This is a genomic window from Megasphaera massiliensis, from assembly GCF_000455225.1.
Taxonomy (GTDB): Bacteria; Bacillota; Negativicutes; order Veillonellales; family Megasphaeraceae; genus Megasphaera; species Megasphaera massiliensis.
The window spans coordinates 22,480-36,542 of the sequence record NZ_HF954537.1 but is presented as its reverse complement, the minus strand read 5'-3'; the positions used below and the strand labels follow the sequence as shown (position 1 = coordinate 36,542).

General features: G+C 54.4%; 12 protein-coding genes. 1 reads left to right on the top strand and 11 read right to left on the bottom strand.

Annotation, left to right across the window (positions count from 1 at the left end; genetic code table 11):
- Window positions 1–15: 15 nt before the first annotated feature.
- The 8 genes from recO to TX77_RS14000 form a co-directional block, all read right to left on the bottom strand.
- Complete coding sequence (gene recO / locus TX77_RS03625) at window positions 16–774, bottom strand: DNA repair protein RecO (protein ID WP_044503480.1); 759 nt, start codon at window positions 772–774, stop codon at window positions 16–18.
- A complete protein-coding gene (locus TX77_RS03620; RefSeq protein ID WP_044503479.1) occupies window positions 764–2,113 on the bottom strand; it encodes a hemolysin family protein in 1,350 nt (449 codons plus the stop codon). The genes recO and TX77_RS03620 overlap by 11 nt, the downstream gene beginning before the upstream one ends.
- A 12-nt stretch (window positions 2,114–2,125) precedes the next feature.
- Window positions 2,126–3,019, bottom strand: a complete 894-nt coding sequence (era, locus tag TX77_RS03615) for a GTPase Era (protein WP_044503478.1) — start codon at window positions 3,017–3,019, stop codon at window positions 2,126–2,128.
- A gap of 18 nt (window positions 3,020–3,037) precedes the next feature.
- Window positions 3,038–3,511, bottom strand: coding sequence for an rRNA maturation RNase YbeY (ybeY, locus tag TX77_RS03610; RefSeq protein ID WP_044503477.1), 474 nt, complete (start codon window positions 3,509–3,511; stop codon window positions 3,038–3,040).
- 47 nt (window positions 3,512–3,558) lie between these two features.
- Window positions 3,559–4,518 (bottom strand): PhoH family protein, encoded by a 960-nt coding sequence (locus TX77_RS03605; RefSeq protein WP_373691827.1) that lies wholly within the window; start codon window positions 4,516–4,518, stop codon window positions 3,559–3,561.
- A gap of 11 nt (window positions 4,519–4,529) precedes the next feature.
- Complete coding sequence (gene mnmL, locus TX77_RS03600) at window positions 4,530–5,480, bottom strand: tRNA modification radical SAM protein MnmL/YtqA (RefSeq protein WP_044503476.1); 951 nt, start codon at window positions 5,478–5,480, stop codon at window positions 4,530–4,532.
- Window positions 5,477–6,694: a B12-binding domain-containing radical SAM protein gene (locus tag TX77_RS03595; protein ID WP_230198021.1), complete on the bottom strand. Its 1,218-nt coding sequence runs from the start codon at window positions 6,692–6,694 to the stop codon at window positions 5,477–5,479. Before TX77_RS03595 ends, mnmL begins: the two co-directional genes overlap by 4 nt.
- 103 nt (window positions 6,695–6,797) lie before the next feature.
- Complete coding sequence (locus TX77_RS14000; RefSeq protein WP_230198020.1) at window positions 6,798–7,229, bottom strand: cobalamin-dependent protein; 432 nt, start codon at window positions 7,227–7,229, stop codon at window positions 6,798–6,800.
- A gap of 164 nt (window positions 7,230–7,393) precedes the next feature.
- On the opposite strand from TX77_RS14000, the gene nadE reads away from it, so the two are divergent.
- A complete protein-coding gene (gene nadE, locus TX77_RS03590) occupies window positions 7,394–9,298 on the top strand; it encodes an NAD(+) synthase (RefSeq protein ID WP_044503475.1) in 1,905 nt (634 codons plus the stop codon).
- Between the two features lie 101 nt (window positions 9,299–9,399).
- On the opposite strand, the gene TX77_RS03585 is transcribed toward nadE, so the two are convergent.
- The 3 genes from TX77_RS03585 to TX77_RS03575 all read right to left on the bottom strand — a co-directional run bounded on the left by TX77_RS03585 (window position 9,400) and on the right by TX77_RS03575 (window position 14,051).
- Entirely contained in the window at window positions 9,400–9,960 is a 561-nt protein-coding gene (locus tag TX77_RS03585) for a hypothetical protein (RefSeq protein ID WP_044503474.1), read from the bottom strand.
- Window positions 9,961–9,992: 32 nt separating this feature from the next.
- A complete protein-coding gene (locus TX77_RS03580) occupies window positions 9,993–10,508 on the bottom strand; it encodes a hypothetical protein (protein WP_154651853.1) in 516 nt (171 codons plus the stop codon).
- Between the two features lie 390 nt (window positions 10,509–10,898).
- Complete coding sequence (locus TX77_RS03575; protein ID WP_044503472.1) at window positions 10,899–14,051, bottom strand: efflux RND transporter permease subunit; 3,153 nt, start codon at window positions 14,049–14,051, stop codon at window positions 10,899–10,901.
- Window positions 14,052–14,063: the final 12 nt, after the last annotated feature.

Genomic DNA, 14,063 nt, shown 5'->3' with positions numbered 1-14,063 from the left:
GTTCTTTCGGGCTCTTTACGGCTGCGGCGGCAGGCCGGTTTTCAATAAGTCCGGCGTTTTCATCTGCCCCTCGCTGCACTGGTTGACGTAGTTATAGAGCAGGGCTTCTAAAAAATTCAGGTCTCCCCTGCGCAGATTTATTTTTTCGTCCGTCCCCCAGGGATATCGGATAAGGGTCTGCCACGTTTGGCGCACAGCCGGCGTAAGCGGCAGTTCGGCCATGTCGCCCCGATCCTGGTAGTCGATGTAGTAAACGGGCTGGTCACAGTAGCCCCGGCCGCGGTAAAAGATGCGGGCCTCGTCCGTTTCCGGCAGAAAGCCCGTCAGCGCCAGGAGCTGCCAGCCGGCGATGAGGGTGACGATGCGGACGTCTTTCACTTCGATGGCCCGTCCGTAGAGGCGGACCAAGCGGTACAGTTCTTCATCTTTTTCTCCGCTCGCCGTGAGAAGGAGCACCATTTCGACGAAAATCTGGGAATAGACGTAGCCGTCCCAGGTCAGGTCGCGAAGGCGCCAATTGGCACGGCAGTCGTACTCGGTCAAGGTGTGGACGCCGTCCTTTTCAAAGACGTCGAAGGAAATCTCCGCCAAAGGCGCCAAGGCACCGTAGCCCATCTTCCCCTGAGTACTGCGCCGGGCCAGGACGTGGAGAATCCCTTCTTGGTGCGTCAAAATGGTCAGGACCAGCTGTTTGGCACTCGTCTTTTTGACGGCCAGGATGATGCCGTCGTAAGGTCGTGACGGCCGCTGACCGAAGGATCGATTAGTCGCCATGGCTGTCACCGTCCCCTTCCCCCGACCCGGCGTCTGCTACGGGCGGCGGCGGAATGGGAACGGCCTTGAGGCGAACGATGCGGAAGCGCTGCATTTCAAGGACCTCAAAGCGGTAGTTTCCAATGGTGACTTCGTCGTGAACAATCGGTGTATGGCCTAAGGCATTAAAGACGTAGCCGCCGATCGTATCGGTATCGACGTCCTCTTCGACGGGGATGTGCAGCAGCTCTTCGACGTCGTCGAGGAGGACCGTCCCGGCAAATTCGTAGGCTCCGTCGGGCAGGGGCTGGATTTCTTCTTTTTCATGGGTGTGCTCATTCTGAATGGCGCCGACCAGTTCTTCTAAGATGTCTTCCAGGCCGATGAGACCGACGGTGCTGCCGTATTCATCGACGACCATGGCCAGGTAGGTCCGGCGCATGCGCATGAGCTGGAGCAGTTTCGACGCCGGCATAATTTCCGGAATGGTCAGGATCGGCCGCTTGATGAGGTTGAGGTTGCTACGCTTATGGATATAGAGATCCATAATGTCCTTGATGTGGACCAGGCCCAATATATGGTCCTTGTCATCTTCACACAAGGGGTAACGCGTGTGCCGCGACTGGCGGATGGTCTGCAAATGCTGGTGCATCGTCTCTTCCGTATAGAGACAGACGATATCCTGACGGGGCACCATGATTTCTTTCGCTAAGAGGTCGGCAAAATCAAAGACGTTGCCGATGAGTTCGCTTTCGACCTGGTCGATCTTCCCTTCTTTATGGCTGGCCGTAATGAGCATCCGGATTTCATCTTCCGAATGAGCCAAGTCGATTTCGTTGGTAACGTCAAGGCCGCGGTCGGCCAGGATGAGCCGCCCCAGGCCGTTGCCGAAGACGATGAAGGGCAGGAGCGGATGGCTCCAGGGATGGATGAGGCGGTGGACCATGCGCAGGCTCTTTTCCGGCCGCTGGAGGCCGACGGATTTCGGAATCAGTTCGCCAAAGACCCAGAGAATAAAGCAGAGGATGACGGCCACGACGACGTCGATGAGCCATAAGATCCAGACATGACCGACATAGGGCTCGAGGAGGCCGTAAAGGCTGTAGAGAATGCAGAATCCGGCAGCCCCGGCAATGAGGCCCGACAGGGCCATGCCGAGCTGGGCCGTCGCCAGGAAGATAATGGGCTTATCATAGAGAGACAGCAAAGGCCTTAAGGATACGTCGCCGTCGCGGATGAGTTCTTCCAAATATTCCCTGCGCAGCTGGGCAAAGGCGAACTTCCCCGTAACGCAGACGGCGCTGATGATCAGGCAGATCAGAAAAACAAGAAAACATTGGACGATGAGTTGTGCTTCCATCTTGCCGGCCCCCTACTCGTTTTTATAGCCGAATTCGCTGAGGGCTGCCGCCTTGTTGCGCCAGTCCCGCTTGACCTTGACCCAGATGTCGAGGTAGACCGAAGAACCGAGGAGATTTTCGATTTCCTGACGGGCCAGGTTGCCGATTTCTTTCAGGACAGCCCCGTTCTTGCCGATGACGATGCGCTTTTGCGAATCCCGTTCGACGTATACCGTGACCCGGATATAGACCTTATGGTTGCCCCGGTCTTTCATTTCTTCCGTAAAGACGGCGATGGCGTGGGGCACTTCGTCGCGGGTGCAGCGGAACAGTTTTTCCCGGACGATTTCGGCCACCAAGAGCCGTTCGGGCTGGTCGGTGATCATGTCGTCAGGGAAGTATTTCGGTCCTTCCGGCAAGATCTTGCGCAGTTCTTCGACGACGGCGTCGACGTTGTCTCCGTTCAAGGCCGAAATGGGAATGACCTGGGCAAAGGGATAGAGTTCGGCGTATTCGGTAATCTTGGTCAGGATCTCTTCCTTGCTCATGAGGTCGACTTTATTGATGATCAAGAAGACGGGAACGCCTGTATCCTTTATTTTGTCGAGGACGAATAAGTCGCCGGGCCCCTTCTTTTCATTGCCCGAGATGAGGAACAGGACGGCGTCGATATCGCGCAGGGACTGGTAAGCCGCTTCATCCATGAATTCCCCGAGCTTATGCTTGGGCTTGTGGATCCCCGGCGTGTCGAGGAAGACGATCTGACAAGCCTCGTCCGTATGGATGCAGAGGATGCGGTTGCGCGTCGTCTGAGCCTTATCGGAGACGATCGAGACTTTATGCTTGATAATGCGGTTGATAAGGGTCGATTTACCGACGTTGGGGCGGCCGACGACGGCGACGAATCCCGATTTAAACGATTCCATAACGATAATAGGTCCTCCTTATAATTCTTCGCCTTGGCGGACGTAATCCAGGCGCTGTAAGATAAATTCTTCTTCTTTGCGCATTTCGGCCTTGTCTTCCGGTTCCATGTGGTCGTAGCCTAAGATGTGCAGCATGCCGTGAATGGTGAGGTAAGCCAGTTCCCGTTCGAAGGAATGGCCGTATTCATCGGCTTGTTCCTGTACTTTTTCAAGGGAAATGATGATATCCCCCAAAAGGGCCGTGTCCGGGCCTTCATAGCCGTCTTCTTCCCCTTCATTGAGAGCAAAGGACAGGACGTCCGTCGGCCGGTCGATATTGCGGTACTGTTTGTTCAAGGCGTGGATGTAGTCGTTGTGGCACAAGAGAATGCTGATTTCGGCGTTCGGTCCGAGACCGTAAACCAAGGCCGCTTCTTCACAGACCCGTTCGATAACTTTTTCATAGTCTTCCTGTTCGAATGAAGGATCTTCATAGTTGATGTTGATATGCACGAGTGGTACCCCCTTTGATACAGTGTCCCCCTGTCCTTTCGGGCAGATCATTTATCTTTATAATAATTTTCATAGGCTCTGATAATGCGGCCGACCATGTCGTGGCGGACGACGTCTTCGTCGCTGAAGTGGACCATGCCGACGCCCTTCACGCCGTCGAGGATCTTTTCAGCCTCTGTAAGGCCCGACATGCGGCGGTCGACGAGGTCGATCTGGGTGGCATCGCCGTTGACGACGACCCGCGAATGATTGCCCATACGGGTGAGGAACATCTTCATCTGTTCCCGCGTCGTATTCTGGGCTTCGTCGAGGATGATGAACGATTCTTCTAAGGTCCGGCCGCGCATATATGCCAAAGGCGCCACTTCGATGATGTTGCGGTCGATGAGTTTTTGGAACTGGTCATAGCCGAACATATCGGCCAAGGCGTCGTACAAGGGGCGCAGGTACGGGTCGATTTTTTCCTGCAAGTCCCCGGGCAGAAAGCCCAGCTTTTCGCCGGCTTCGACGGCCGGACGGGTCAGGATGATGCGTTCGACTTCACGATTCTTTAAGTAAAAAGCAGCCAGGGCCACGGCCAGATAGGTCTTCCCCGTACCGGCAGGGCCGATGCCGAAGGTAACGAGGTTCTTCCGGATAGAGTCGACGTATTTTTTTTGTCCCAGCGTCTTGGGCTTGATCAGGCGGTGGCGGGCGGAAATGCCGACCGTATCTTCATAGAGAGCGTGCAGCTCTTCGCCCCGCCCGGCTTTGATGAGGCCCGCTGAGTAGCGGACGTGCTGCGTCGTGAGATAGGTATTTTCCCGGAACAGGTAGCGCAGGGCGCCGAAGACGTCCAGGACTTGTTCGACTTCCTGCTCACTGCCGACGATCATGGCCGTGTCGCCGCGGACGGCAATGCGGCAGTCCGGAAATTCACGCTGCATCGTCTTTAAAAATTCATCTTTCATGCCCAGGACGGCCCGGGCTTCACGCAAATCGGAAAATTGCAGTTTCTTTTCTACCAAAATAATCTCCTTTATGTCATGAATTTACGGACAGCTTTACCGTGCAGATAGTCGCACAAGGCGCCTTGACGGGTGTCACGGCGTTCTAAGGCTTCGTCGATCATATCGCGAATGCGCCACCAGCCCATGCCCCAGTTGGCAAAATCCGTCGCCTCTTTCGGCGCTCTGCCGATGAGGCGCTGGAAGACGATATCCGGCCGGCTGTATTCGAGGAAGGCTACGACGCGGCGGACGTACTCTTCGCAGGTGAAAAGGCTTATTTCTCCCTTGGCGTACCATTCGGCCATGGCCGTATTCTTTATGATGTACAGGGCGTGGAGCTTGACTTCATCCGTACCGGCCGCCGACACGAGTTTAGCCGTTTCGATGGTGTCTTCCATCGTATCCCAAGGGAGGTCGAGGATGACGTGGGTGCAGACCCGGAAGGGGTAATCGCGGAGCATCATCATGGCATCGACGTATTCTGCCGTCGTATGGCCGCGGTTGATCTTGGTCAAGGTCTTGTAGTTGGCCGTCTGGAGGCCCAGCTCGACGAGGATGTCGACGCCGTACTGATGCTTTACGTCGGCCATGATGTCGAGATAGGTTTCATTGAGGCAGTCCGGCCGGGTGGCAATGGCAAGACCTACGATATCGGGCCGGCAGGCCGCCGTCAGGAAGTCTTGGAAGCGGTCGGGCGGCAGGTAGGTATTGGTAAAATTCTGAAAGTAGGCGATGAATTTATTGGCCTTGTATTTAGGCTTGATATGGGCCATATTCTGCTCGATCTGCTGTTCGATGGTCACCGAGGCCGGCAGGTTTTCATAGCCGGCACCGATGGAGCCGCAGAAGGCACAGCCCCGGACGCCCAGGGTACCGTCGCGGTTGGGACAGGTATCGGGGATGCTGATGGGCAGCTTATATACTTTTTCTCCGTAAGTTTCTTTTAAATAGGTCGAATAGACACGGTAGCGTTCGTTCACAAAGTCTCTCCTTTTGCCGGAATGACGAACCAGTCGGCCCGTTCTTTCTTCTTCTCGGCAATGATATAGGCCGGGCCGTCGGGAACCGTCCCGTACCGGCTCAGTTCAGCCTTCATGGCCTGACTGACAGGCCAGATATAGTAGCGCATCTTGATGTCGCGCCAGTTCGTAAATCGATAGTCGGGAATATAGCGGCAGAGCCAATCTTCATGGCGGAAGATATGGTCGGTCTCACGGCGCGCTGCCGGCAGCCAGCCGAGGAAATCGGGATGAAGGCGGAAGCGGAAAAAGGTCAGCATGTCGAGGGCCAAGAGTTCTTTGGCCAGAGCCTTTTGATCCTCCGCAAGATCCAGTATATCCTCCAGGCAATGGCCGAGGAAACGGCACAGCGTATCGTCAGACAGGGCCTTTTGGTCATTATGAAGGACAAGCCACTCATCTGTCAAGACTTCATAGAGCTTCATGTAATCCGGAGCATACCGGCGGCCCAGAAAGGCCAAGAGATACGTAAACTTTCCCGAGTTATACGTCCGCTCGAAGACGTCTTCAAAGACCTTCAAATAGGCCACCTTTTCATAAGGAAGCCAGGTCGTGGCCAGTACTTCGTAAGGGCCTTTCGGGTCATAGCGGTAATCGTCGGGATAATCGCGGCGAATGCCCGAGCCTTTGAGGAGCTTTAAAAAGCCGATTTGCAGCTTATGGGGCCGCAGGGCATAGATGTCGTTGAAGGATTGGCGCAGGTGATCATAGTCTTCATAGGGCAGGCCGACGATGAGGTCGAGGTGAAGGTGCATCGTATCGAGGGCGACGAGGCGCTCCATGATGTGCGTGATCCGCGGCCAGTCGTTGTGGCGGCGGATAGCTTTCAATGTCGGCTCATACGTCGTCTGAATGCCCATTTCCAATTGAATGCGTCCCTTCGGGGCCTTGGCCAGTAAATCGATGTCGTCGTCGGTCAAGACGGCCGGTTCGATTTCCAAATGGAAGTTGACCGGTTTCTCGACGCCGATCATATATTCCACTAAAGGCCGGTGGTGGCTCGGGTTGCAGTTAAAGGTCCGGTCGACGAATTTTACCTGAGACACGCCGGCGTCGACGAAGGCCTGTAATTCCTTTAAGACCAGCGGCACTGAGCGGAAACGGACGCGGTCGTTCATCCCCGACAGACAGTACTGGCAGTGAAAGGGGCAGCCCCTCGAGCTTTCGTAGTACATGATGCGGTGGTCGAGGTCGCGAAAGTCCTGATTTTCATAGGGGAAGGGCAGGCTGTCGAGGTCGTCGATTTCCTGAAAGGTTTCATCGCCTTGAATCTTTCCGTCAACGTGGCCGAGAACGCCGGGAATATCCGTCCCGTCTTCCCCCCTTTTCGAGAGCCGTCAGGAAATCCGGCACCATGATTTCCCCTTCGCCCTGGAGGACGTAGTCGATATCCGGGCAGTCAAGAAGGACCTGGCGGGCCGTATAGGAGACTTCGGGACCGCCGACGAAGATCTTCGTTTCGGGGAAGACGCTTTTGACTAAGGTGATGATATGGCAGGTCATTTCAATATTCCAGATATAACAGGAAAAGCCGATGACGTCGGCTTTAAAGGCTGCTATGTGACGCAGGATGTCGTAGGGATTTTGATTGATCGTATATTCAGCCGCATCGACGGCGACGCCTCGGTGGGCGCAGGCCGTCGTCAGGCAGCGAATGGCCAGGGACGAGTGAATAAATTTCGCATTCAAAATGGTGAGCAGCGTTTTCATGAAAGACCTTCCTTCAATCTTGATAATACATTAAGTATACCGCAAGGACGCCATTCTGTCATGTTTTTTTCGCCGACCGCAGGCGGCCAACCTTTTCGCAGCTACCGTTTTATGATAAGATGAGGTAGTATATAGATTCTCACCTATGAAAAGGAGGCTTTTCCTTGTTTAAAATAGCACTCGCCCAGACCCGGGTCTATCCCGGCAATCCTCGGCAGAACGCGGCGGTCATGAAGGACTTCATCGCCAAGGCCAAGGCAGCCCGCTGTGACATCGTCGTCTTCCCGGAACTTGCCATTCCCGGCTACTTCATCGGCGACATCTGGGACCAGCCCGATTACATCGACGAATGCGTCCGCTTCGGCGAAGAAATCCGCGACCTGTCTCAGGGCATGGCCATCATCTTCGGCAACGTAGCCAAAGAAACGGACCGGGTCAACCTCGACGGCCGGACGCGAAAATATAACGCCATGTTCATCGCCTACAACGGCCAATGGCTGTCCCCTGCCCGTTCGCCCTACCCCTTCTACATCAAGACCCTCCTTCCCAATTACCGGGAATTCAGCGACATCCGCTACTTTACGTCCCTCATCGAAGTCGCCCAGGAACGGCACGCCTTCCCGGAAGACTTCTTGTCGCCCGTCCAGATTTCCTTCGACGACGGCCGCAAGTTCCGCATCGGCCCCCTCATCTGCGAAGACAGCTGGGATGAAAACTATCCTTTCAAACCGATGCACTATTTAGGCAAGATGTACGATATCGACTTGTTCGTCAATATTTCAAACTCGCCCTTTACCTTAGGAAAAACCCAACGCCGCCACCGCCTCTTCGGCCAGGCCATCGACAAGATTCACTGCCCGGCAGTCTACGTCAACTGTACAGGCATCCAGAACAACGGCAAGAACATCTATACCTTTGACGGCGCCAGCAGCACCTACCAAAAAGACGGCAGCCACCACAGCGCCTGCAAGCCCTTTACGGAAGAGCTCCTCCTCGTCGACTTTGACGAAACGACGCAGACCTTTACGTCTCCGTCTCAGGTGCAGCCGGAAAAGTCCCAGATTGAAGATATTTACGACAGCCTCCACTACGGCCTCAAGCACTTCATGGATGCCATCGGTGTCCATAAAGTCGTCATCGGCGTATCGGGCGGCATCGATTCGGCCGTCAACGCCGCCCTCTATGCGACGGTCCTGCCGCCGGAGGACATCCTCTTGGTCAACATGCCCAGCTGCTACAATTCGGACACGACCAAGAGCCTGGCCAAAGAACTGGCCGACAACATCGGCTGCCTGTATACGGTCATCCCCGTCCAGGACAGCCTGGAGCTGACGCGCAAGCAGTTCAGGGAAACCGTCCTCCATCAGGGCGAAAAGGAAAAGGGAAGCCTCGCCTTGACCAGCTTCATCGAAGAAAACATCCAGGCCCGGGACCGCTCGAGCCGCATCTTGGCCGCTGCGGCAGCCTCCTTTGGCGGCGTCTTCACGTGCAACGCCAATAAGGCCGAAACGTCTGTCGGCTATGCCACCCTCTACGGCGACAGCGCCGGCTATTTAGCCGCCACGGCTGATCTCTGGAAGCATCAGGTCTACGAACTGGCCCACTACCTCAACGACGAGGTCTTCGGCCGCCATGTCGTCCCTCAGGGCAGCATCGACATCGTCCCCAGCGCCGAACTGTCGAACAAACAGGATATCACCAAGGGACAGGGCGACCCCCTCATCTATCCCTATCACGACTACCTCTTCGCCGCCTTCGTCGAACGCTGGCAAAGGGCTACGCCCGAATCGATCCTGACCTGGTATCTCGACGGAACCCTGGAAAAGAACATCGGCTGCACTGTCGACGTCCACCAATTATTTCCGACAGCCAAGGAATTCATCGACGACCTCGAACGGTGGTGGCGTCTCCTCTCGGGCTTTGCCGTTGCCAAACGGATCCAGAGCCCGCCCATCCTTTCCATCAGCCGCCGCCCCTTCGGCAACGACCTGCGCGAAGCCCAGCTGACACCGTATTTTACGACCCGCTATTTGGAATTAAAAGAACGGGTCTTGTCAGAATCCTGCTAACGGCGTAATAATCGCTTATACGTCAAAGGACTGCTGATTCATCTTTTTGAATCGGCAGTCCTTTTTTCATGTCATGTTATTCCTTTTGACCTCGGTCACGATCATTCCTTGAAGGAATGGCGATTTTCCGGTGTCATGGCCTTTATAAGGTCTTCTTTCGAGCGGTTCTTAAAGTCTTCTATTTCTCCCTTCACAGCCTTATGAAGCTGTACCGTTACCTGTTCATCCTGATGGGAATAGTCTTTAAAGGACAGTTCCAAGACACCGTCTTTTTCCTGATAGGTAAAGGTCAGGGGATTTTCCGTCGTCGTCGTAAGGGTGTTATCTTTTTCCTCTGCCTTGAGGTTCATTTCCTTCATCGTCGTCCATTCATACTGCTGATTGTCCTGGTTGACGATGCTGTCGATTAAGCCCGGATCGGGAATATCTTTTAATTCCCAATTACTCCGTTCTAAGCTGACGATATAGCCATCGTTATTCTTTTCAATTTTGACATCATAGACGCAGTCCATTTCTTTCGGGAACCCCGTTTTTCCGTAGCCGACCCATTGACCGGAATAGTCGACGCTTTTCGAATTAAAGCAGCCGGTAAGAAAGGCAACGGCAAAAATGCTGACAGCAGCAAAGACAATCAATTTCATGAATTTTGACAGTGAACGCATTTGATTACCTCCTTATACCCTAAAATACCTGTTTACTCTGTAAAAGAGAAGTTTTTCCCCTCTTTATTCAACTTATCCAGCAGTTCTTCTTTTTGACGATTTTTAAAGGAATCCAAGTCACCGGCTGCGTCTTTGCTCTTTTGCAGGGTAATGATGGAATCGCCGGTCTTATACTGGAGTTCTTCTTTTTCTTCGTTATAGGTCAGGGATGCCTGGGTATTGCCCGAAATTTCCAATACCTCGTTTTGGAGATTCCCCGTCAGTTTTTCCGTTTCATTCTGCCAACTGTAGGACGCGCTGCTGCCGCTTATGCTTTCCTTGGCATTCCAATAGGAGCGGGTCTGTTCGATGGTATAACCGTTGCCATTGCCGTCTTTCTCGATCTTTAAATCATAAAAGCAGTCAAAATCGGTCTGGTTGTAGCGCCCGGTACCGGTCCATTCGCCGGCAAATTTGTCGGAGCTGCCGCAGCCACCGAGGACGGCCATCGCCAAAAGGCTGACTGCCACGACGACGGCCAATTTCATAAATCGTGAGAATACATTCATATTGTTGCCTCCTTTTTTACCACCATAAAACGCTATAAGGACTCTTCCCTCCAAGGGAAAAGGCTTACACTATTTAGATCGTGCCGACAGTGATTCATGCCTGTGAAAGGAAAACAGCTGCCATGACCGGATCTCCGGGACTCGCGGTGCAGTCCCTCCGATGTCAGCCATGGTAAAAGACGGATTTCTCATTTACCTCATTACTATATAACATAGAAAGTCGGATTCTGTCAATACAAAGTGTGTCAAAACCGATAGATGTACGGCCTCTGTATCCCCTTTTCCATACTTTCGGCGGATCAAAAAAGACGGATGGAAGCTACAAAAAAACACGCCCTGCCCAAAAGGACAGAGCGTGCTGATAGTATAAAACAAGGTATGAACCGGAGGCTACATGTCTTTCAGCCGTCCGACTTCACTCTTTGGTCTCACCTTTTTATGTCCAAAGTTTTCGACGATGATGAACATCATGGGAATGAGGAAGACGCCGACGATAGTCGCAACGGACGTACCGAAGACGACGGTGATCCCCATGTTGACACGGGATGCAGCACCGGCACCGGAGGCCATGGCCAGCGGGATGGAGCCGACGACGAAGGCCAGGGACGTCATGATGATCGGGCGCAGACGGATCTTGGCGGCTTCAATAGCAGCCGACACGGGATCCATGCCGCGCTCATCGACACGGACTTTGGCGTATTCGATGATCAGGATGGCGTTCTTGGCAGCCAGGCCGATGACGGCCAGGATACCGATCTGGAAGTAGATGTTGTTCTGCTGGCTCAGGAGGTAGGCAAAGACGGCTGCCCCAAAGACACCGGCCGGCAGACTGAATAGTACGGCAAAGGGAACTTTCCAGCTTTCATAGAGGGCTGCCAAGACGAGGAAGACGAAGAGGATGGCCAAGGCAAAGACGTAGACCGTCTTGTTGCCGGCTTCGATTTCTTCACGGCTCATGCCGCTCCATTCGTAGGCATAGCCTTCGCCGAGGGTATCGGCTGCGATTTCTTCCAAAGCTTTAATGGCGTCGCCGGAGCTGTAGCCATTGGCCGGAGCCCCTTGGATGGTAATAGCCGGATAGTCATTGAAACGAGTGATGATCGATGCCGATCCCATCGGTTTCGGACGAACGAAATTCGATACCGGAACGAGCTGGTTGCTCGAGTTGCGGACATAGATATGGTTGTTGGCATCGACGGTTTCACGGAATTCCGGAGAAGCCTGGACGATAACCTTGAAGTTACGGCCAAAGATGGTGAAGTCATTGACCTGATAGGAACCGTAGAAGGACTGGAGCGTCGAATAGAGGTCGCTCAGGGAGACGCCTTCACGGGCGACTTTGTCGCGGTCGATTTCGAGCTCATAGCCCGGTGTATCCGCCGCAAAAGCGGTGTAGACCGAACCGATTTCCGGACGCTGACGGGCAGCGGCGATGACTTTCTGTGCCGTTTCTGACAGTTCGGCCGTCGTATGGCCGCCCCGGTCTTCGAGCTGCATGGTGAAGCCTGACGACGTACCCATGCCGTCGATTGGCGGCGGGTTTAAGGCGATGATCGAGGCTTGCGGAATCTGGGCGCCGCGGGCCATGATTTTACCCATCAAAGCGTCGACGGAGAGATCCTTCGTCGTCCGTTCATCCCAGTCGTCAAGGCCGATGAAGGCAGCGGCGGCGTTCGACTTCTGGCCGCCTGCCAGAAGGCCGTAGCCGACGATATTCATGGCCGTCGATACGCCGGGCTGTTCTTTGAGCCAGTTACCCATGTCTTCACTGATTTTCTTCGTTTCCGTCTGAGAAATGCCTTCCGGAAGGGTGATATCCATCATGACGAAGGCACTGTCTTCAGCCGGTACGAAGCCCGTCGGCATGACCCGGAAGACGCCGAGGGTAGCCGCACTGATGACGATCAGGAAGACGACGCACCAGCGCAGGTGGAGCTGCAAGTGAGCCAGGATCTTGCCATAGCCTGCGATGAGGCGGTCGAACCATTCATTGAATTTATTGAAGAATTTGTAAATCCCCTTGGGATTTTCTTCGGGCTTATGGATATTCAAGATGGTCGCGCACATGGCCGGCGTCAGGGTCAGGGCGACGAAGGCCGAAATGAGGACCGAGACGGCAATGGTCAAGGCGAACTGGCGGTAGAGGATACCGCTCATGCCGCTTAGGAAAGCGACAGGGATGAAGACCGAAGCCAAGACGCAGGCGACGCCGATAACCGGGTTCTGTACGTTTTCCATGGCGATGATCGTCGCCTCTCGCGGACTTCGGGCGTTGTATTTAATTTCATATTCAACGGCTTCGATGACGACGATGGCATCGTCGACGAGGAGGCCGATAGCCAAGACCATGGCGAACAAGGTCAAGGTGTTGATGGAAAAGTCAAGGACGGAAAAGAGGGCAAAGGTCCCGAGAAGGGATACCGGGACGGCGATCAACGGAATGAGTGTCGACCGGCCGCTCTGGAGGAAGAGGTATACGATGAGGGCAACCAAGAGCAGGGCTTCGATGAAGGTTTGGATAACTTCTTCGATGGAGGCCCGGACGAACTTCGTGCTGTCGTATACGACTTCATAGTCCATATCGGACGGGAAGGATTCCTTGGCCTTTTCAAGGACGGCTTTCGCACCGCTGACAGACTGCATGGCGTTGGCGTCAGACGTCAGGCTGACCATGAAGCCGGCAGCATTACTGTCATTGAGTTTGGACGTGACGCTGTAGTCTTTCGAACCTAAGTTGACTTCCGCTACGTCGCCGACGCGGACCATAGTCCCATCGGAGTTGGTGCGGATGATGACGTTCTTAAACTGTTCGGCCGTTTGCAGACGACCGTCGGTACGCATGGTGTACTGATAGGTCTGGTTGTTAGCCGACGGCTGAGCGCCGATGGTACCGACGGCAGCCTGGGTGTTCTGGGCCGAAATGGCCGAGATGACGTCTGTCGGCGTGACGTTCAAGATACTCATCTTCATCGGATTGAGCCAAATACGCATGGCATAGTCCGAACCGAATTCCTGGACACTGCCGACGCCGGGAACGGATTTCAAGGCATCCATGAAGTACTGGGTCGCATAGTTCTTCATGAACGTAGCGTCGTACGACCCATTCGGCGAAACGAGGGCGAATACCATGGCCATGGAACTCGTCGACTTCTGGACCGTAACGCCCGTCGCCGTAACTTCTGACGGCAGGGTCGAAGAAACCTGGCTGACTCGGTTCTGGGTATTGACCGTATCCATGTCGCCGTCACTGCCCGTTTCGAACTGGGCCGTCAGCGAATAGGTCCCGTTGTCATTACTGGAACTTTCCAAGCTGACCAGGTCGTCGACACCGACCATTTGGCGTTCGATGACGCTGGCGACGGTCGTGCCGATGACTTCGGCGTTTGCCCCGGGGTAAGATGCCGACACGCGGACTTGGGGCGGCGTAACGTTCGGGTACTTCGCGACCGGCAGGGTTGCGATGGAAAGCAGACCGAGTATGGAAATGATCAGGGAAATGACGACGGCGAAAATAGGCCTGTCAATAAAAAACTTTGATATCACGGTCTCGCCTCC